Genomic DNA, 19,553 nt, shown 5'->3' on the forward strand with positions numbered 1-19,553 from the left:
AAATTACAAGGACTAATCATCTGTTCTATTTAAGTGATTAAAGTGTGCTTTTACCATATATGGTGTAATTGCCTTTAAAGGTTTTTCATAAATAGGATCAAATCCGGGTTTGTTGTATAATTCAATTTCATCACCAGATTTGCAATACCATAAAACCGCCTTTCCTTCTTTAAAAAAGGTAGTGGTATCACAAGGGTAAATCCTTCTCAAGTCAATTTGAGAAGCATCAAACGAAACCCTTACAACTCCAACTGTTTCGGAAGAGCAATCTACAATTTCATAATGATCTTTTTGCCATTCCATACAGCGTTCTTGTTTAAAAAAGAATTGCTTAATGGAAAATCCCATTCCTAATAATAAGATTACCGATAAAAAAAATATTTTCTTCTTATTTACAGTCTTTTTTTGTTGGACATTATTGTTCAAGTTTTCAGATGATTTTAAGCTAATCTCATGGTTGTTAATATCATCCTTTACAGGAACTATAATAACATCTTCGTTGGTAATAGTCTCAACTTGTTGAAACTTACTTTTTGAAAATTTTATAAAAGGTCTCGGTTGAAAATCTACAAGTATTGCGGCCAAATTTACAGTTTCAAAATCTGCAGGTTCAGTTTCACCTTTAAGAAATGTTTCTATTGGTCTAAATCTGTCAGTTTCTTCCTTTAGTTTTTTAGTACAATCTAAACTAAACTCAAATTTGAAAAACGATTGAAAAACTTTTAAATCATCAATATTAGGGTTCTCTTTAAAGAGTTCAAAACAAAGATTTCTGAGTTTAGCTCTCGAAGGATTTAATAGTGAATCAGAATGTACTCCTGATTTAGCTGTTGCATATTTATCACGTATTGCTTTTTTATAATCTTCCAAAGTATTTTTCATCATAACCAAATCAGATTTTTCAGGAATTCTTGGGAATTCCTAGGAATTGACCGGAAACTCAGGAAGCTCAGGAATTCCGTATAAATACTGTTGTATAAACACTATTACTTTGCTTCAGAATTAGTTCCGGTTCTATTTCGCGATAAGAACAAATGTACAAAACTAGTTCTAAATAGTGTTGCCAAATCGTATCGGATAATTATCAGGGAAGTATAATCTTTCTTTACGATTCAGGCGCACTACACTTCCCATAAATAATTGGTATTACAGTAAAAACGAAATTCAGAAAAGTTCTGAACAGTAATGCCTATGTCCAATCTAAAATTTATTCAAAATGAAAAGAATATTTTTATTAGCTGCTTTTGCAGCAATGGGAGGAGCAGTGATTTCTTGTACATCAGATGATGGAGAAATAATGAACACCTCAAAAAGACAAATTGGTTTTGCAAATGATGTGAACGCAGTATATGCAAAAGATGGAGATTCTATTACAGTTAGTGATACGCTTATAACAAATCTGGTTGGTGATCCAGGACCAGGGGATGATCCAATTGTTGTACCGCCGCCGCCGCCGCCAAAACCATAAAAAAAACTTTTTAGTTTATTAATTATTACTAATTTCGGGGAAAGTAACTTTTATGCTACCTTCCCCGTTTTTAATTTTAGGAATACTTCTTTTAATTCTTTCATCATGTAAAAATGAGTCAGAAAATAAATTACCATCGAAGAAGAATAGTCTTTATTCTTATTCTTTGCTTGAAAAAGGGGATGAGTTACTTAAAAGGGATAAAGTAGATAGTGCTTATATCTATTATCATCAATCGAAAAAAATTTTTGAATCAGAACATGATAGTGTTTATACACCCTATTGTTTAAATAAAATTGCCTATATCCAGCAAATTAATGGGGATTATACCGGAAGTGAGGAAACAATAACAGAGTTGTTAAAGTATGAAAATCCATTATATAAAGCTGCGGCATATAATTTATTAGGAGTTATTGAAAAGGAGAAAAAAAATTATGAAGATGCCTTTAAAAATTATTCCTCTACATTAAAATTTGCTAGGAATGATATAGAAAAAGTATCTCCTCTTAACAATATGGCTGTGATTTGCGTTGAAAATAATAATCCTTCAAAAGCAGTTGCAATTTTAGAATCAATTTTTAAATCAAAAATTTTGGAAGACACAACGCTTTATGCAAAAAAAGCAAGAGTGATTGATAATTTAGGCTATGCTTATTTTAAAGTAAATCAAAATAATAAAGCGTTAACTTTTTTGAACGAAGGGTTGAAAATTAGGAACAGGTCTAGTTTAAATTATGACGCAATTGAAAGTTTATTGCATCTGGCAGAATTTTATCAAAATCGAAATCTTCAAAAATCAAACGAATATGCTCTTAGAGCATATCAAAATGCTACAAAATATAAAAGTATAGATGAAAGACTGGAAGCATTATCCTTTTTAATGGCAAACAATGTTGGAATAGGTAAAAATTTATACACAAGTAAGTACTTGTTTTTAAATGACAGTATAAAAAAGGTTAGAAACAATGCCAAAAATCAATTTGCTAAAATAAAGTACGATTCACAAAAGGAGAAAGAAGAAAATCAGCGGCTAAAATTAGAAAGATCGGATAACTTATTAAAGCTGGAAAGAACAAAAACACAAAGGCTTTTGCTTATAATTGGAGTCAGTGTATTGACCATTGTGATTATTTTGGTTGTGCGATTTCTGAAAATGAAAAATCGAAAAGAAAAGGAGAAAGCAATTTATGATACCGAAACAAGAATTTCTAAACAACTCCATGATGAATTAGCTAATGATGTTTTTCAGACCATTTCATATCTTCAAATACAGGATATTAGCAATCAGGAAAAGAATGAAAATCTTTTGAATAATTTAGATAAGATTTATAAAAAGGCAAGAGATATTTCAAGGGAAATTTCCGAGATAGATACGAACAGTCAATATGAAGGTAATTTGAAGCAAATGATTTCAGATTATGCAAGCGATGGTGTAAAAGTAATTATAAAAGACAATCACGATATTAATTGGGATAGAATACAACCCGAGTGTAAAGTTGCTGTTTATAGGGTATTGCAAGAGTTAATGGTGAATATGAAAAAGCACAGTCAGGCTAGTTTTGTTGTGGTAGGATTTGCAGATGTTGGTAAAGCCATTCAAATAAACTATTCAGATAATGGTATTGGCATGTCTGATGAATTGAAATTAAAGAATGGCCTTAAGAATGCGGAAAACCGTATTTTTTCTTTAAACGGAACGCTTACTTTTGAAACAGATACCGAAAAAGGTTTTCGATTAAATTTTTCAATTCCTAAATAAGTAATTTATGTTTAAAAAAGTTCTTATTGTAGACGATGTAGATTTAAATGATATTGCTGTAGTTCAGGTTTTAAACGAACTGAATATTCCGGAAATAGACTATGCTAAATATTGTGATGATGCTTTCTTGAAAATAAGAAAAGCAATTCAGGATAAACAACCTTATGAATTATTGATTACAGATTTATCCTTTAAGGCAGATTTTAAAACGGCAAAGTTGAATTCTGGTGAAGAACTAGTTGAGGCTGTTAAAAGTGTTGATGCAAACATTAAAACAATCGCCTTTTCTATCGAAGATAAAGCCTTTCGTGTCAAAAACTTGTTCGACAAATATAAAGTGGACGGGTTTGTGCTTAAAGGAAGGCGTAGTGTTGAGGAGCTTAAAGTTGCAATTGATATAGTTTTAAAAGATAAGTGTTTTATTTCTTCAGACTTAAGTCACATTCTTAATAGTAAAACAGTCAATGAGATAGACGATTTCGATGTTAAAGTGCTACACTATCTTTCTATAGGGATTCCTCAGGAAAATATGGAAACAACATTAAAAGAAGCAGGCATAACTCCAAACAGTAAAAGCACTGTCGAGAAAAGAATTGCTAAATTAAAAGACTATTTTAAAGCAAATAATACGGTTCATCTGGTTTCCATAGCTAAAGACTTAGGAATCGTTTAAAACTTAAAAATATCATATTATAAAAACACCTTACTTAAGGTGTTTTTTTGTGCATATTAAAATGTTTTACAGTTTACGGTTTCCCGTAAGGGTTTGGATTTAATAAGAATTAAGTTTGATTATTAATTTAAAATGAATCAAAAGATGGGATACAAAGCTTTAGTCACATTGGACTTGCCAAGCGCGACAACTGATCAACGAGAAATTTTTTATCAAGTTTTAAAAGATGAACATTGGTTGAAAATCAGTAATTTGGATACAGCTTGGAGAATATCTTTCTCAGATGGAGGCATTAGACAGGGTGTGATAAATATTCTTGAAGGTCATTTGCTGAAAGCTAAAGAAAAGAGTAAAGTTGCTAAAATATACTACGCAATTCAGTTAGATTTAAATGAAATAACTATTAATAATCTTTAATAAATATGGAATACAAAGTAGTACCATTCGTTGCATCTATTGATGCAAATAAAGGAACATCTAATCATGTAGCTGAACAATTAGAAAGTTTGATCAAGAATTTTTCTAATCAAGGTTGGAAATATGTGAGGTTGGAAGGTGTTTCAACATTTGTTCAGCCCGAAACGGGATGTTTTGGGATAGGAGCTAAACCCGGATATACAACAACGAGACAAATGGTAGTTTTTGAAAAATAGAAATGAAAATAATTCTCTTGTCTATAATAAGATTCTATTGGGTTTTAATCCCAAAAAGCAAAAGGAAAAAGTGTATTTTTAGAAGGTCATGTTCTCAATTTGTTTATGAAGAAACTAAAGAAAAAGGCTTGATAGAAGGAATTAAGGCACTTATATTTAGATTCAAAAATTGTAGAGGAGACTTTGAAATATTTCGAAATCCAATAAACAATGAAATTCAGATGTTGTTGCCTTCTAATAATGTTGTTGATAGTAATGATATTGCTGAAAGATTAATAATTAAACTATAAATTATGAAGTATTATGTAAACACAAATGCACAGTCTAATGGAGATCATGAGGTGCACACAGAGAATTGTAATTACCTGCCTAGTAGTGCCAATAGGAAATACCTAGGAGATTTTTCAAATTGCAAAGAGGCAGTTGCAGAAGCGAAGAAAACCTATTCGAAGTCAAATGGTTGTAAAACCTGTTCAAACAGTTGTCATACCAGTTAATTAATTGTAATGGGATTACGATTTCAAAAAAGGGTAAAACTTGGAGGAGGTCTGGGCTTAAATATTAGTAAGTCTGGAGTTTCTCCCAGTTTACGTACGAAAGCAGGAACTGTTAGTAAAAGGGGATATTCTGTAAAAACAGGAATTACGGGTGTAACCTACAAAAAGAACTTTAGTAAAGCAAAAAATGGTGGATGTTTACTGTTTTTTGTATTGTCAGGAGTGATAGTAATTATATTAAAAACAATTTAATGCAATGAAAAAATATATAATAGTAACAATGCTTCTTTTTAACTCTATAATATTTTCGCAGGAGTCTAAAAAGGAGTTAGAGACCACAAAAACAAAAATGGATGTTTTTGCATCTAAAACAGGTGTAATAACAAAATTTATTGATTATAATCTGCAGCAAATAAGAGGCCCATATAGTACGCTTTCAGAAACAAGAGTTCGTAAAATAGTAAGTGGAACAACGTCTCTTTATTTTTTCCAAATAGTTAAAGAAGGAAAATATGGTAATTCAACAGCTTCTATAGAATATGTAGACTTATTAGAAGTAATTAAAGCATTGAAGAGTTTGAAGGTCGATCTAGAAAAAGACATTCAATCAGGTCCTGATTATTTAGAAAATAAGTTCACAACAGTAGATGGTTTTCAAGTAGGATATTATATCAGTAAAGGTAAAGCTGTTTGGTATTTAAAACTTGAAAAGTATGGTTCAGACAATACTATGTTTGTTAATGATTTAGAAACTATAGAAGCATCATTTGATGCCGCTAAGATGAAAATAGAGGAATTAAAAAGGTAAGAGGATTATAGCCTAATTTTAAAGAAAAATTTTCAGGCTCATAATTTTAAGAAAAAAACTATCTTTAAAAAAGAAAAACAGAACTATGAAACTATTAGCTTTAGCATTAATTTTTGTTTCTACGACATCATATACTACAGGTTCAGATGTTTATATATGTGGTACAACAGGAGCAAAAAAATATCATTACAAAGAAACTTGTCGAGGGTTAAATTCTTGCAAACATGGAGTTAAAAAGGTAACTCTTAAAGAAGCAGAGGGTTATGGCTTAACGCTTTGTGGGTGGGAAGATTAATTAATAATAAGAATAATTTGAAAAAGAGCTTAGTAATACTTTTTATTTTTTTTTCAAGTTTTTTTCAAGCACAAATTAAGGTATGTACTTGGAACATTGAAAATATAGGCTTCTCAAAGTCTAATGAAAATTTAGAGTATATTGCTAACACAATAAAAAAATTTGACATTGTTGCAATTCAGGAAGTCGTTCCTAATAATGGTGGTGCTCAAACAATAGCCAAACTTGCAGATATTTTAAATAGAAAAGGGGTTAAGTGGGATTATGTAGTTAGTAATCCTACTACAGGTAGTAAATACAAAACCGAGCGATATGCTTATCTATGGAAAAAAGCACACCTCAAAAAAATAGGAGAGGCCTGGCTTGAAGAAAAATATCAACTTGAAATAGACCGGGAACCTTACTATTGTACTTTCCAGTATAAAGGCAAGAACTTCACTCTTTCCAATTTTCACGCAATTACCAAAAAGCTGCAGCCGGAAACTGAAATTAAGTATTTTAAGTTTCTACCGAATCAATATAAAGAACTCAATATTATTTTTTTGGGCGATTTCAATTGCCCTCAATCGCATTCAGTTTTTGGACCATTAAAAAGCATGGGATATAAACCAGTATTACAGAATCAGAAAACTTCATTAAAAAAACAATGTAATGGTTCAGATTGTTTAGCTTCAGAATACGATAATATCTTTTTAGATACTTCAAAAGTTGAAGTAATATATTCAGGAGTTATTCACTTTTATAAAGACTTCGAAAGTATAAAGGAAGCAAGAGAAATTTCAGATCACACACCAGTTTTCGTAACAATAGAAATAAAATAGCTTATGAACAAAACTACTTTTTTAGTATACTTATTTGTTTTTATCAACTTATTAAGTTGTAGAGAAAACAAAGCAAATTATAAAGATAATGGTGATTCCCAAGCTCAAGGTTTTGTATCAACTAAGCAAATAGAATACGAAGAACCACAGGACGACCCAACGTATCATGTAGACGAAGAACATAAATACGAATACCGTACAGGTACATCAGGAGATTACGAATATAATTACGATGTAGTCGGCTATGATAGTAATGGCGATGACGTTTCAGGAAATGTCTCAATGAATGGGAAATACGGTACCGGAACTATTACTACACCAGATGGTGATGAGGTTGAAGTTGATGCCGAATGGATAGATTACGGAAAGCTTAAGGCTACGGATGAAGATGGGAATGAATATGAGTTGGAAGCGGAGTAGGGAGAATATAAGATTAATTGTGGAAGATGAGCTGAGGCTCATCTTTTTTATGTAATAAATTTTGAGTTATGGTTTTCCATAATGAAATTTAAATACATTCAATTTAATTTGTCAATAAATGAAGACTTATTCACTAAATATAGTTAGAGAAAAATCATTAGAAATGGTGATTGTTAAAGGAATAAAAAATTTTCATCTTTCATTAATATTTTAAAGGTTTAAATAATTCAAAATTTTAACAATGAAGAAACAATTACTTTTATTTATTGCTTTAGTGATTTCTGCTATTGCCATGTCTCAAGAGGTTATTAATAAAATAGAGGCCGTTCAAATAATCAAGGAAAGGCAAATTTATTTAAATGGAGGAACGAGAGCTGCTTTTGGCGGCAAGTCTAGAGAGTATATTAAAGTTGATTTGCCTCCTAATACAGTGGAATGGTATTACAGTTTTACGACAACTCCTGGACAAAGTGGTACAAAAAATCTCAATTTAATAACTCAAATTTCTGCTGCTTTGGCACTAAACGCGAATCCGACTGGAGCTTCTTTGATGGCGTCAGGTTTAACAAAAGAGGTTTTGAAGACAGTTGAAATTCCTCAAGGGTCAAATTCAGCAGATATTTTTTTATGTGATAGAACGAATATTGATAAATTTTTAGCCAAAGAAGATCAAAGTCTTTTAGGGGGATCTTTTAGATATTCAATGGAAGGAACCGTTCAAAATACTAAGCAAGCTGTAGTTCAGATTAATGATGTAACTAAAGGTACAGTTTTTTTAGGTTTAAGAAACCCAAGTGGTATTGATGGTATTAATATTACTATTGAAGTTGTAGCATTGGTAAAGAAAGAAGAAATAGTTGATAATTCTGAGAAAATAAAAAAAGCAGAATTGTATGCGAACTTAGGTTGGAAACAATTCGAAAATGGTAATTATCAAAAATGTGTAGAGTATTCAGATAAGGCAAATAGCTATTATGAATTGGGCTGGGTATATGCAAACAAGGGGCTAGCACAACTTATGCTTAATAATGAAGATGAAGCCATGGAAACCTATGTTACTGCAATAACTTTGATAAAAAAGCAACAAAACCCTAAATACATTTTTACTGAATTAATTAAAGATTTGGATAGAGAAATCATGAAAAATCCCAATTTTTCAAGTGCAAAAAGTATTAAGGAATTAATGGAAATGGAGTTGAGATAACCACATTTATTGTAATGGCATAATTTTTTATTTAAAATAATTATGCCAGTTTAAAGATAAAAACTCCTTAATCCCACTAGGAGCATAATTTGGGTATATTTTTTTGAAATCTTCTTCTGCAACAATAAAATTTTCATTTCTGATTTTTCCTTTAGTAGCGAGATATAATAACCCAATACTCGGGGAACGTGAAATTCCTTGATTGCAATGAATTAAAACTTTATTTCCCTTTTCTAAGTTTTCGTTTATAAAAGCTAATGAACTCTCAAACATTATATTTTCAAAATATTTTCCTGTTGGAGGATCAATCATATTTAGGATAATTCTTCTTTCTCTATATGCAATTAAATATTCAGGGTGATTTATATCTGCTGTTCTTCCTGTATATCCAAGTGCTTTTCTATGGCAAGGTTCTTTACAGGCTTGTACGAAATAATAATCATTATTAAATTGATTATTTTCATAATCAGTCAAATTACCAACGAATAAATTTTCATCAATTTCTTTCATTTTTTTGTAAATTATTAAAAAAAAGTTTTTTTTAACAAATAAATCTACTTGCTCAAAATTGATTTTGATAGTTTTTATTTTTCTAATTGTAGTATTTTAAAATCTACTTCTAAATTTCTCAAGTTTTTAGAGAGCTCATTTAATGAAAATTTAGCAATATTAGAATCAAAATTTACGATGTCAGTTTCTAGTTTTCTAGCATTTGAAGCTGTATCTAGTACAGCCAACACAAAAACGATATTTCTATTTCTTACAATATTTATAAAATCTTTTTTAGAAATCTTTTTTAAGTGTTTTTTTGCATCTATTGAATAAGCTGATGTTCCATTATTGTTAATAACGGTATCATATAAATTTTCTAGATAAATAAAATTATTTTTAGAATCTTCTTTTACTTTTCTAGCAGCAATTAAAACTTGACTACACAAATCCCTCATTGAATTGTCAAAACCTTTTTTTACATGAAAAAAATATGCATTTGTTTGGTCCCATCTAAAAATATCACATGCTTCAATGTTTAATGGGGTGAATTTGTCAAATACAAGTGATTCAGGCTTAGTGAAATAAGATTTATTATAATCATTCTCACTGCCAGAAGTCCATTTATTCATTGTAGGCCCAGTATATTTGTTAATAGTAATAAAATGTTCTGACTGTTCATTAATATTATCAATAAATGTTTTACCTATTACGTACCAATCGCGTTCAATTAAAAAGTAGCTTTTACCGTCGTATGTAATTTCGGTGCAAAAATGGTTTGTCAATGTGTCACGTGTTAATGTATCTCCGTTAGCATCAAATGTTTCAATTAAACCGTTTGTTAAAACCGTTTTAAATTTATCATATGGTAATGAGGAATCTATGTTTCTGATTTCATCAAGAATAGTTTGAATTTGTTTAATAGCTTCTTCAAAAGGAGATATTCTCTTTTTTTGCTTTATACTAAATGTTAGTGAAGCTGAATTAGCATAATAATATTTTTCAAAATCTTTATGTGCTATTTCTACGCTAAAGAAGTTGGTAGGGTCTTGATAATTAGAGTATGTTTTTTTTAGTAGTTCTTCCCATAAGTCATTTATTAATATTGAGTTTGACTTGTTAACTTTTTCAACACTATTAATTTCGACGACAGGTGGAAGGTTTATTAATTTTTCACATTTTTCAATCAAATTTAAAAGTTCAATGAAAGAAATCGATTTTTTAATTGAAAATGAATTTTTAGCAATACAAAGACTGTCAGATTTAAGATCTGCTTTCGAAAAGCCAAATATTTTGTTCAATTGGTCTTTATTTATTGAAGCATTAAGTTCATTATAAATATTCCCAAAAGATTCATTTTCATAAAGGTTGTAATCGTTTCTAAAAAACTTTATAGCACCTTGTATGCCGCCAGTTAAGTTCCTTTCTTTACTGGATCGAAGATTTTTGTCTTCAGCCTTTAAAACTCGAGATAGAATTTCAAGTCCAAAATCGTTTGTTGCAACATCTTGAATTGCAACATGGGCAAAGCCTCCAGTTGAAGCAAAATATTTTTTAGATTTTGTGTTATGAAAAAGTATAACATAGCTTTCGGAAATTGATTTGTTGTTTTTTAAAATTTCCTCATCTTTCTGAACAATTGTATTCATAAAACCTTTCCACTTTATTGGATTGATAGTCTTTTTGAAATAGACTTTGATTTCGTAAGTTGAACTTAGGTTTGGAATAACTTTTTGTTCTTTGAAATCATGTTTTTTTAGATGAGTATGAAGAAATTTAAAGTCAATTGTTTCGACTAATACTTTTGATTTTCTTAAAACTTTTATGGTGTCTTTCAAAAGGTAAAAGTTGCTTTGAATTTTATCTGACATAACTGTTGTTTTTTAATGATGTCTTCTCTAAAAATGTTCGTTAATTTCTAATAGATGAAGTTCTGTCAAAAATAAGAATAATCTTAGATGCGTCATTACGGTTTCCCGTAAACAAAAAAGATGCTTAAAAGCATCTTTTGTATCAATAGAAAATATGTTTGATGTCTTAACTAAAGCAAAATTTACTTATAGCTAATGATGTTAGTAATTTATTAGTTCAATGAAGATAGTCCTTTAATTGTCTCTTGATATTCATTAAAAGCTCTTCCAAACTCTTCCGTAAATTCATAATTACTGAATTGGTATTCTTCATTAAGTCCAGTTTTGGTTCTTAAAGTTATTACACCATACTTTACAACGGGAATTTGATAATTGCCTTTAAATCTCTTATCTGGCGAACCATTCTTATTAACCTTGAACCAAGTTTTGTCTATTACTTTGGTATCTCTTGGGATGGGTCCACTTTCAATAAATCTACAATAACTTTGACTAAAATCAATCTCGTCAAACCCAATCACCGCAAATTTAGATCTTGATGAATACATTACAATAAAATTTGGATATATATACAAATCAGCTCCATTAGCATTGTTGAAATATAACGCTTCAAAGCGACTTCTAATATCCGGAATTGATTTCATTCCAAATTTCACATCTCGTTTATTTACAACAGTCGAAGCAGCTGAACGAGTTGTTTTTCTGTCATGAGCATGAGCACTTGTAACATCCCATATCTTGTGTGAAGTTATAAGATTTCTAAAAGTAGCAACAATTTTGTCATATTGAACTTTAATTTCATTGTCAAATTCGATTTCTAACCCAACATAGCAATTATCAATTTGTTCTTCAATTTGTTTAATTGCCTCTTTTTTAGAGGCAATGTCAGTTTTAATATTATTAGATATTTCTTTTTTTATTAAGCCGTATAGTAATACATAACTTGCTGTTAACTTTAATTTTGAACTTCCAAGTGTTGCTTTTACTTTTAGTAAGTCATTTTTTAAATCTCTTCTTTGTTCGTGAGCAGTAATTATTGCTTCCTTAACACCTTGCATGTTTTGACTTGTAATCTCTTGAACATCTGCGCTAAAAATATTGTCCTCCAAAATGTTAGTTTCAATATTTTGTGGGTTATAGTTATTCGAGTTTAGATTATTAGATATTTTTTGTCTGTTATAAAGACCAATTCCTGGAATAGATGTGTTAGCATACGTACCTGACTTTCCAAAGGTTAAACTGGCTCCACGAACTCCGATTGATGTACTTACGCCACTTTTACTTAAATTCATGTAAACTCCTGGGATTACTTTAATTCTACGACGATAATTCCAAGCCATATTTTCTTTTTTTTTTAATTATTATTGCTTTTATATAGGTACACAATTCTTATAAGTGTGCTACTTTAATCAAAGTAACAAATAATCCTAAATGTGTTCTTACGGTTTCCCGTAAACAAAAAAGACGCCCCAAAGCGTCTCCAATTTCATTACCCCATGGCATTTAACTCATTCATTCGGGCTTCTAATACTGCGGCTTTTTGTGCATAATCATAACAATAGTAAATCATAGCAATTAAAATTATAGCAGCTAAAATAAGCATCCAATAGGCTTTTAAGAATTTCATGATAAGTTGGCTTATAAATTAAGGTGCTAAAATAAGAAATATATTCTTACAAAATATTTGCAAGTACTTTTTATTTCCTATTCCTCCAACTACCATTATACCCACGATACTTCCTACCATCATAAACCTTCCCCCGCAACCAAACCCCGGCAAGCACAAATACAACTAATCCTATAATTTCATACCATTCCATAACTCAAAAATACAATAAGTAGGTTAGTAGTGTTTATGGTAAAGTTAAATACTCCGTTTTGGATAACAGTTTATCCTGAATTGATATCTACATCATATTGCCAAAAAACAAAAGATGCCTTATATATTATTTTTGGTAAAAGGTTTTTGGTAACGATTTAAGAAGCAACTGGCCTTTTACATCTGTTATAAATCATATTTCGATTTAAGCAATGAATAATCTTTTTTATTAAATTTAGTTTCAAAACTTCCAAGAATTTTATTTTCTGATTCTGGTGTCCAGTAAATTTTTAATTTTTCCTTTGTTCTTGTGATTGCTGTGTAAAATATATTATGTGAAATCATTTCTTCTACTTCATCTGTAAGAACAATTTTTACAGAATTATACTCTAATCCTTGAGCTTTGTGAATTGAAACGGCATATGCAACTTGGAAAGGTATTACATTGCTTGAATCATCATCGTCTTCATCAGTACTTTTATATTTGTCAACTGTAAAACGAATTATTGAGTTACCATTTGCCGAATTATCTAATAGTTCGAAATCGTACGATTCAGTTTCGAATTCATTAAGTACAAGATTAATTTCAATGTCAAATTGTATTTTACTTTCAAGTAACTGTATTTGAGTAATTCTACCTTTAAGATTGTTGTAAATTAAAGGTGAAAATCTTCCAGATTCATTAAAAATAATTGGGTCATTAACTTTATAAGTATGAGTACCCCAAATGAATGCTTTATTGTTATTACTACTTTGTAAAAATGTATTTATATTATTAATACCGTAAAGCCCGTCATAATTCAAACAAAGTATGATTTCATCTTCCTCTGTATTTTCAAAAATTGTATTGTCAAGGGTTGTAGAGTATTGATTTTTGGTTAGAGTTTCTAAGATATTATCGTCAATGTTTCTTACTCTTTCCCAAAGTCTCAGTAACTTTTCATTATTACTTCTATAAGGTTTTTCTAATTCAAATACAGAAGATTCAGGAATAAAATATTTTATTAGACTGAACCAATTACCAAATAATATTGATTCAATCTGAAAAATGTCACCTACAAGTATTAGCAATCTGAATTTAGTTTTATTAAGTATTTTAAGCATATCTGAATTACTTACTGTACTACACTCATCAATAATTAATATATCATATTCGGTTTCGTGGCTCCAAGAAAATTTTGTGATAGTTTTAAATGTACTGTTCGCAACTTTGATGTTACGTTTTAAATTGTCGACAGCTGGATTTGTGTTTGCTAAGTATAGTTTACTTTCTTTATCAAAAAAGTTTGAAATATGATTAATCATAGTTGATTTTCCTGTACCTGCAGCTCCATAAATAAGAGCTACTTTTGAACGCTCAAACAAATTTTTTAAAGCTGATTTTTTTTCTTCACAGTCAATACTATAAGCAGATGATTCAAGCCATGAGTTTATAGAGTTTTTATAATTTTTGATTCCATCTGAGGCTATGTTCTTTAGCTTTTCAATAATACTAAATGTCTCGGATTCATAGCTTTTTATGTAAACATGGTTTTTATAAACTTCTAGTCTTCGATTTTGATGTTTCCAATATAGATTTCCATTCCATTGTTCAATGAGATTTTCAACATTTTCAAAGTTTTCAATTTCTTTGATAGGAGTATATAATTGACCTTTTTGTTCAGTATTATTTTTGATATGTCTTGCTAATATTTCATGTTGTCTATCTTCAGTGGTGATAGACGAGAATAGGTCATTAAGTTTAGGATTGTGATTAATTAAAGAAGAATTAAAAGGCATTTGGTCAAATGGGACACAACCATATTCTAAATTTAGATTTGATAATTTTTCACATGCAGAATTGTTATATTGTTTTTTGATTATTTTATTATTAAGTCTTAGAAGCAAATACCTAAGAACGTTATGACCATTGCTCTTTGATTTACTCATCTCTCTACATTTGTTTAACAAATTAAATATATGAGAAGCTCTCGCTTTTTCTGTTATCGTCCTTTTTACATAGTCGTAATACCAGTCATTTAAGTCAATTATTTCGATTAAATTTATTCCAGAACTTGTTAAGTATTTCATTATCTCGTAAAACTCCTGACCACTAGTAATATTTGATTTTATTCCAAATATTTTTGCAAAATTATTAATCTCACAAGGTCGTATTGAAACATCCCAACCATCAATGATTTGGATTGGCATTTTTTTATCTAAAATTTCTATGTAATCAATACTTATATTTAGATTAACAGCATAATTACCAAGGATTTCATGTTTTGTAAATGCAATAATTCTATCAAACTTACTGGTATAATCGTTTGCTCTTCTAAAGGTTATTTCATAATATATTTTATTCTTTACAAAAAATGGTTTTATTTTTTGAATATAATATCTGTCTTTGTAATTGCTTTTTGTTCGATTTTCTCTAGGTTGTTCAATTATGGCAGAAATTGTCTCATAATATTCTTTTAGATTTGAATCTGTTTTAATAGGAAAATCTTCAAGGTTATACAGAACTTCTAAATTATATGTGTTTTTTAGAAAAGATTTTATTCTTATAAGGAACTCATAGTATTTCAGTATTAATCTTTCTGAACCTTCTTCGTTTAAAGTATAATGAGAAGCAGTTATTTGTAAAAGTTTATGAAATCTTGATAGAAATTTTAAGTCTCCTCTAGCTTTTATGTACTCAATAGCTTCTGTGATTTTTTCATAATCGTTACTTAATTCTGTGTTTTGTGATTCTTCCAGAACTTTTAAAGAAATATGCTCAACAAAATTTCTAAGTTGAGATAAAATGTTTTGTGACAATAGCCCTCTTTCCTCAATGTCAAATTTCTCAATATTTTTACAAATAGCTTTATCAATATTAAGTATGTGGGAATTTATTTCACTCATTTTGATTTCTTTATTTTTTGAGACTTATTGTAACTTCTAAATACATGAAGTTTCTATCAAAAATAAGAATAATCTTAAATCTGCCATTACGGTTTCCCGTAAATAAAAAAAGATGCTTTTAAGCATCTTTTAGTTTTCATCAAAATCGATTTCAAAATCAAATAATTCTTTTGGATGCTTATTCAACCCCTTAGCTAATTCAAAAATTGTTTTTAATTGTATATCTACTTTTCCTTTTTCGATTTTACTTATATCACTATAATCTACATCACATCTTTCTGCCATTGAACGATAAGACAGATCTTGTTGAGTCCTAAGAAACTCTAACTTTTTACCAAATAGTATTTTAAAATCGTCTTTTGTCAAAATTTAACTTTCTAGTATCTAGTGGCAATTTCAATACATTTTTAAAAAATATTGTGGGCTTAAAAGCCTACAATTAAAAATATTTCTTACATTTGCTTTGAAATACATATTTTTGCGATTCTTTAAATAAAACATTTGAAGCTCTCGCTTTGAATCTCGTCTTAGAAAACTGGTAATTTTTTGGCACACGAGAGGATAAGCATGAAGCTCACGACCATGGCGTGGGCTCTCTTATCTGTGTGCGGGTATACCAGTACCTCTAAGGCATTTAAGTTGAGTTCCACGCTTTTTTATGCGCTAAACTTTCCTTTTTCAAAGCAAAACTTCTCTTTAACAGGCTCGCAAAATCATAATAAAACCGGCTGGGTTTACCTTGCCGTTATATGCCACTATGGCTTAGCTGCATTAAGCGTGTAGTGGCATTGTTTTAAACAATGTCAAACCATAACAGTAATGCCTATGATGAAATAATTTTTAAATAAAAAGAGCCTTCTGCCTCGTGTTGGCGCATAAGTACAGAAGGCCCAAGTAAACAAAACTAACGTTTCATTAACCAATCCAATACTATGAAAAATTTTTCATTCAGTAGGTATAGGCTGGAAATATTTTGCCTTATTTTTTCTGCCTTGCCACTCGCCATTCAGGCGCAATCCCAACCACATAAAATAACTGGCACCGTGTCAGACAATAGTGGTGTTCTGCCTGGGGTAAGTATCACTATTAAAAACAGCCAGACAGCAACCATTTCAAACGGTAACGGTGCATACAGTATCGAGGCTCAACCTACAGATACTTTGGTGTTTTCTTTCATCGGGTACAAAACCCAGTTTATTGCCGTAAACAATCAAACAAAAATTAACGTAATCCTTAAGGAAGATGCTACCCAATTGCAGGAAGTAAGGGTAAATGCCGGCTACTATTCCGTTAAGGAAAAAGAACGCACGGGCAGTATTGCCAAAATCGCTGCAAAAGACATCGAAAAGCAACCAGTCACAAATGTACTGGCAGTCATGCAAGGCCGCATGGCTGGGGTAGAGGTAACACAGGACAGCGGCGCTCCCGGAGGTGCTTTCCAAATCAAAATCCGTGGGCAAAACAGCCTTCGGGCAGACGGTAATCAACCGTTGTATATTATAGATGGTGTGCCTTATTCTTCCGAAACCATTGGTTCTATCAATACCTCAGGGATGATGCCCACCATGACAAGCCCACTAAACAGCATAAACCCTTCCGATATCGAAAGCATTGAAATCCTCAAAGATGCAGATGCCACTGCTATTTACGGTTCACGAGGAGCAAATGGGGTAGTGCTTATTACTACCAAAAAAGGGAAGTCGGGTAAAACGGTTTTTAGTGTTAATGCGACTACTGGTGTAGCTTCTGTCACAAAAAAATTAGACCTAATGAATACACAGCAGTATCTAACAATGCGAGCCCAAGCTTTCGCAAACGACGGCATCACAACGTATCCTGATTATGCTTACGATATCAACGGCACCTGGGATAAAAACCGATATACTGATTGGCAGGAGGAATTAATAGGAGGAACTGCCGAAATCAACAACCTGCAAGCTTCCGTTTCCGGTGGTTCAAAAAACACACAATACTTGCTAAGCGGTAATACCCGCTTGGAAACTACGGTATATCCAAAAGCTTTCAAATACAAGAAAAGCGCAGCACATTTCAGTATGAATCACGCGGCAGATGATAACCGCTTCAAACTAAACTTTTCAGCCAATTACACGGCTCAGAACAACAACCAACCCGCTACAGATTTAACGGCTGTTTCCAGAACATTGGCACCAAACGCACCGGCTTTATATGATGCCTACGGAAACCTAAATTGGGAAAACAGCACTTGGGACAATCCTTTGGCATTACTGGAATCTGAGTTTCTTTCTAAGATTAAAGATTTCAACGCGAATACGGTTTTGTCTTATAACGTGTTACCCAACCTACAACTCAAAACCAGTTTAGGGTATACCGATTTGCGCAGTAACGAAAGTAACACCCAACCCTCAACCATGTACAATCCTGCGTATGGTTTGGGCAGTGAAATTTCAGGAATCAGCAATAACATCACATCCAGAACATCGTGGATAGCCGAACCACAAATCAATTGGAACTGGAATCTTGGTAAATCTAAAATGGAAACATTGCTGGGTACTACTTTTCAAAGCCAAACCACCAATCGTTTGTTTCAATCCGGTTTTGGTTTTTCCAGCAACAGCCTAATTCACGACTTAGCTTCAGCAAACCTAAAAACCATCGACCTAAGCGACGAAACGGTTTATAAATATCAGGCAGTTTTTGCACGTATCAACTATAATTATGATGGACGTTACATCATAAACGTTACAGGCAGACGCGATGGTTCAAGCCGTTTCGGTCCCGGCAAACAGTTCGCTAACTTTGGGGCAGTTGGTGCCGCTTGGGTTTTCTCCGAAGAAAAGTTTTTACAAGGCAACAATATCCTAAGTTTCGGAAAACTTCGCACCAGTTACGGTACTACAGGTAACGACCAAATCGGCGATTACCAGTTTTTAGATACGTATGTGTCTTCCGGCAATACCTACAATGGTACAATCGGTTTACAACCTGTACGATTATTCAATCCTGAGTTCGGTTGGGAAACCAATAAAAAGTTTGAAGCAGCATTAGAGACGGGATTTTTTCAGGATCGTATTTTACTAACCTCAGCCTATTATAATAACCGCTCCACTAACCAATTGGTAGGCATCCCGCTTCCGGGGACTACAGGTTTTCAAACTTTACAGGGTAATCTCGATGCTACGGTACAGAACACTGGTGTAGAGTTCACACTCGCTACCAAAAACGTTACAGGGAATAATTTTTCTTGGACAACCAATTTCAATATTTCATTCAACAGAAACAAGTTACTGTCATATCCGGGCTTGGAAACGTCGTCTTATGCAAATACGTATGTAGTAGGGCAGTCGGTCAACATTGTAAAATTGTACCATTACACAGGTTTTAATCCAGTAACAAACCTATACGAGTTTGAAGATGTAAATAACGACGGTCAGATTACTTCATTGGCAGACAGGCAAACAACCGCCAATCTAAGTCCTAAATATTTTGGAGGGGTACAAAACAATTTCCGTTACAAAAACCTGCAACTGGATTTCTTGTTTCATTTTGTTAAGCAGCAAAGCTTTGGCTACATGCCGGGCGTTACCGGTACTGCGGTAAACCAGCTTTCAGAAGTAAGTAACCAGCAATTACCGTTCACATCGGGAGCAAACGGAGCTGTTATTTCAGCCTATTACCGTTACGGCCTAAGCGATGCTGCGCTACAGGATGCTTCATTTGTAAGGCTTAAAAACGTGTCTCTAATGTATGATATTCCTTTAAAGGCAAAGAACTTAAAATGCCAGTTGTATTTCCAGGGGCAAAACCTGCTAACATTCACATCCTACAACAGCGGAGATCCCGAGTTCAAATTCTCAGGCTATCTGCCTCCGCTAAGAGTTTTCACTACCGGAGTAAAAGTAACCTTATAACAA

General features: G+C 31.7%; 21 protein-coding genes. 14 read left to right on the forward strand and 7 right to left on the reverse strand.

The genetic code is table 11. The features are described 5' to 3' along the window. Positions 1-12: 12 nt before the first annotated feature. Positions 13-885, reverse strand: coding sequence for a hypothetical protein (locus tag ACZ1JT_RS09740; protein ID WP_465093630.1), 873 nt, complete (start codon positions 883-885; stop codon positions 13-15). A 331-nt stretch (positions 886-1,216) separates the two neighbouring features. Between ACZ1JT_RS09740 and ACZ1JT_RS09745 the strand changes: the two genes are divergently transcribed. From ACZ1JT_RS09745 to ACZ1JT_RS09805, 13 genes are all read left to right on the forward strand, one after another. Beyond that, positions 1,217-1,468: a hypothetical protein gene (locus ACZ1JT_RS09745; protein ID WP_465093631.1), complete on the forward strand. Its 252-nt coding sequence runs from the start codon at positions 1,217-1,219 to the stop codon at positions 1,466-1,468. Between the two features lie 52 nt (positions 1,469-1,520). Further along, entirely contained in the window at positions 1,521-3,227 is a 1,707-nt protein-coding gene (locus tag ACZ1JT_RS09750) for a tetratricopeptide repeat-containing sensor histidine kinase (protein ID WP_465093632.1), read from the forward strand. Between the two features lie 7 nt (positions 3,228-3,234). Further along, the gene (locus tag ACZ1JT_RS09755) at positions 3,235-3,900 is read left to right on the forward strand and encodes a response regulator (RefSeq protein ID WP_465093633.1); all 666 of its coding nucleotides are present in this window, start codon (positions 3,235-3,237) and stop codon (positions 3,898-3,900) included. Positions 3,901-4,044: 144 nt separating this feature from the next. Next, the gene (locus ACZ1JT_RS09760; RefSeq protein ID WP_465093634.1) at positions 4,045-4,317 is read left to right on the forward strand and encodes a hypothetical protein; all 273 of its coding nucleotides are present in this window, start codon (positions 4,045-4,047) and stop codon (positions 4,315-4,317) included. A gap of 5 nt (positions 4,318-4,322) precedes the next feature. Beyond that, positions 4,323-4,553, forward strand: a complete 231-nt coding sequence (locus ACZ1JT_RS09765; RefSeq protein ID WP_465093635.1) for a hypothetical protein — start codon at positions 4,323-4,325, stop codon at positions 4,551-4,553. Positions 4,554-4,555: 2 nt separating this feature from the next. Continuing rightward, positions 4,556-4,843 carry a membrane protein insertion efficiency factor YidD gene (yidD, locus tag ACZ1JT_RS09770; RefSeq protein ID WP_465093636.1) on the forward strand — a complete coding sequence of 96 codons (288 nt, stop codon included), beginning with the start codon at positions 4,556-4,558 and terminating at the stop codon, positions 4,841-4,843. 3 nt (positions 4,844-4,846) lie between these two features. Continuing rightward, positions 4,847-5,050, forward strand: coding sequence for a hypothetical protein (locus tag ACZ1JT_RS09775; protein ID WP_465093637.1), 204 nt, complete (start codon positions 4,847-4,849; stop codon positions 5,048-5,050). A 9-nt stretch (positions 5,051-5,059) separates the two neighbouring features. Continuing rightward, positions 5,060-5,302, forward strand: coding sequence for a DUF4236 domain-containing protein (locus ACZ1JT_RS09780; RefSeq protein WP_465093638.1), 243 nt, complete (start codon positions 5,060-5,062; stop codon positions 5,300-5,302). A 4-nt stretch (positions 5,303-5,306) separates the two neighbouring features. Further along, the gene (locus tag ACZ1JT_RS09785) at positions 5,307-5,858 is read left to right on the forward strand and encodes a hypothetical protein (RefSeq protein WP_465093639.1); all 552 of its coding nucleotides are present in this window, start codon (positions 5,307-5,309) and stop codon (positions 5,856-5,858) included. A gap of 85 nt (positions 5,859-5,943) precedes the next feature. After that, on the forward strand, positions 5,944-6,153 hold the full coding sequence (locus ACZ1JT_RS09790) for a hypothetical protein (RefSeq protein ID WP_465093640.1): 210 nt from the start codon (positions 5,944-5,946) through the stop codon (positions 6,151-6,153). Between the two features lie 17 nt (positions 6,154-6,170). Then, positions 6,171-6,974, forward strand: coding sequence for an endonuclease/exonuclease/phosphatase family protein (locus ACZ1JT_RS09795; RefSeq protein ID WP_465095288.1), 804 nt, complete (start codon positions 6,171-6,173; stop codon positions 6,972-6,974). A 3-nt stretch (positions 6,975-6,977) separates the two neighbouring features. Further along, positions 6,978-7,394 (forward strand): hypothetical protein, encoded by a 417-nt coding sequence (locus ACZ1JT_RS09800; RefSeq protein ID WP_465093641.1) that lies wholly within the window; start codon positions 6,978-6,980, stop codon positions 7,392-7,394. 241 nt (positions 7,395-7,635) lie between these two features. Next, positions 7,636-8,598 carry a hypothetical protein gene (locus ACZ1JT_RS09805; RefSeq protein WP_465093642.1) on the forward strand — a complete coding sequence of 321 codons (963 nt, stop codon included), beginning with the start codon at positions 7,636-7,638 and terminating at the stop codon, positions 8,596-8,598. Positions 8,599-8,625: 27 nt separating this feature from the next. Here ACZ1JT_RS09805 and ACZ1JT_RS09810 read toward each other — a convergent pair whose 3' ends face one another. From ACZ1JT_RS09810 to ACZ1JT_RS09835, 6 genes are all read right to left on the reverse strand, one after another. Further along, positions 8,626-9,108, reverse strand: a complete 483-nt coding sequence (locus tag ACZ1JT_RS09810; protein WP_465093643.1) for a dual specificity protein phosphatase family protein — start codon at positions 9,106-9,108, stop codon at positions 8,626-8,628. A 74-nt stretch (positions 9,109-9,182) separates the two neighbouring features. Then, positions 9,183-10,958, reverse strand: coding sequence for a DUF6119 family protein (locus ACZ1JT_RS09815; RefSeq protein ID WP_465093644.1), 1,776 nt, complete (start codon positions 10,956-10,958; stop codon positions 9,183-9,185). A 212-nt stretch (positions 10,959-11,170) separates the two neighbouring features. Then, positions 11,171-12,295 (reverse strand): DUF4236 domain-containing protein, encoded by a 1,125-nt coding sequence (locus ACZ1JT_RS09820; protein WP_442787886.1) that lies wholly within the window; start codon positions 12,293-12,295, stop codon positions 11,171-11,173. A gap of 149 nt (positions 12,296-12,444) precedes the next feature. Beyond that, a complete protein-coding gene (locus ACZ1JT_RS09825) occupies positions 12,445-12,582 on the reverse strand; it encodes a hypothetical protein (RefSeq protein ID WP_465093645.1) in 138 nt (45 codons plus the stop codon). Between the two features lie 378 nt (positions 12,583-12,960). Further along, positions 12,961-15,660 carry an ATP-dependent DNA helicase gene (locus tag ACZ1JT_RS09830; RefSeq protein ID WP_465093646.1) on the reverse strand — a complete coding sequence of 900 codons (2,700 nt, stop codon included), beginning with the start codon at positions 15,658-15,660 and terminating at the stop codon, positions 12,961-12,963. Between the two features lie 129 nt (positions 15,661-15,789). Continuing rightward, positions 15,790-16,026, reverse strand: coding sequence for a helix-turn-helix domain-containing protein (locus ACZ1JT_RS09835; protein ID WP_465093647.1), 237 nt, complete (start codon positions 16,024-16,026; stop codon positions 15,790-15,792). A 566-nt stretch (positions 16,027-16,592) separates the two neighbouring features. Between ACZ1JT_RS09835 and ACZ1JT_RS09840 the strand changes: the two genes are divergently transcribed. Beyond that, a complete protein-coding gene (locus tag ACZ1JT_RS09840) occupies positions 16,593-19,550 on the forward strand; it encodes a SusC/RagA family TonB-linked outer membrane protein (protein ID WP_465093648.1) in 2,958 nt (985 codons plus the stop codon). The last annotated feature ends 3 nt before the right edge of the window (positions 19,551-19,553 follow it).

It is taken from the genome of Flavobacterium sp. IC2-16 (assembly GCF_055521455.1).

Excerpts from the sequence above, each read along its gene's own strand:
- ACZ1JT_RS09740 (WP_465093630.1), bottom strand. The coding sequence starts at position 885 with ATGATGAAAAATACTTTGGAAGATTATAAAAAAGCAATACGTGATAAA.
- ACZ1JT_RS09745 (WP_465093631.1), top strand. The coding sequence starts at position 1,217 with ATGAAAAGAATATTTTTATTAGCTGCTTTTGCAGCAATGGGAGGAGCA.
- ACZ1JT_RS09750 (WP_465093632.1), top strand. The coding sequence starts at position 1,521 with ATGCTACCTTCCCCGTTTTTAATTTTAGGAATACTTCTTTTAATTCTT.
- ACZ1JT_RS09755 (WP_465093633.1), top strand. The coding sequence starts at position 3,235 with ATGTTTAAAAAAGTTCTTATTGTAGACGATGTAGATTTAAATGATATT.
- ACZ1JT_RS09760 (WP_465093634.1), top strand. The coding sequence starts at position 4,045 with ATGGGATACAAAGCTTTAGTCACATTGGACTTGCCAAGCGCGACAACT.
- ACZ1JT_RS09765 (WP_465093635.1), top strand. The coding sequence starts at position 4,323 with ATGGAATACAAAGTAGTACCATTCGTTGCATCTATTGATGCAAATAAA.
- yidD (WP_465093636.1), top strand. The coding sequence starts at position 4,556 with ATGAAAATAATTCTCTTGTCTATAATAAGATTCTATTGGGTTTTAATC.
- ACZ1JT_RS09775 (WP_465093637.1), top strand. The coding sequence starts at position 4,847 with ATGAAGTATTATGTAAACACAAATGCACAGTCTAATGGAGATCATGAG.
- ACZ1JT_RS09780 (WP_465093638.1), top strand. The coding sequence starts at position 5,060 with ATGGGATTACGATTTCAAAAAAGGGTAAAACTTGGAGGAGGTCTGGGC.
- ACZ1JT_RS09785 (WP_465093639.1), top strand. The coding sequence starts at position 5,307 with ATGAAAAAATATATAATAGTAACAATGCTTCTTTTTAACTCTATAATA.
- ACZ1JT_RS09790 (WP_465093640.1), top strand. The coding sequence starts at position 5,944 with ATGAAACTATTAGCTTTAGCATTAATTTTTGTTTCTACGACATCATAT.
- ACZ1JT_RS09800 (WP_465093641.1), top strand. The coding sequence starts at position 6,978 with ATGAACAAAACTACTTTTTTAGTATACTTATTTGTTTTTATCAACTTA.
- ACZ1JT_RS09805 (WP_465093642.1), top strand. The coding sequence starts at position 7,636 with ATGAAGAAACAATTACTTTTATTTATTGCTTTAGTGATTTCTGCTATT.
- ACZ1JT_RS09810 (WP_465093643.1), bottom strand. The coding sequence starts at position 9,108 with ATGAAAGAAATTGATGAAAATTTATTCGTTGGTAATTTGACTGATTAT.
- ACZ1JT_RS09815 (WP_465093644.1), bottom strand. The coding sequence starts at position 10,958 with ATGTCAGATAAAATTCAAAGCAACTTTTACCTTTTGAAAGACACCATA.
- ACZ1JT_RS09820 (WP_442787886.1), bottom strand. The coding sequence starts at position 12,295 with ATGGCTTGGAATTATCGTCGTAGAATTAAAGTAATCCCAGGAGTTTAC.
- ACZ1JT_RS09825 (WP_465093645.1), bottom strand. The coding sequence starts at position 12,582 with ATGAAATTCTTAAAAGCCTATTGGATGCTTATTTTAGCTGCTATAATT.
- ACZ1JT_RS09830 (WP_465093646.1), bottom strand. The coding sequence starts at position 15,660 with ATGAGTGAAATAAATTCCCACATACTTAATATTGATAAAGCTATTTGT.
- ACZ1JT_RS09840 (WP_465093648.1), top strand. The coding sequence starts at position 16,593 with ATGAAAAATTTTTCATTCAGTAGGTATAGGCTGGAAATATTTTGCCTT.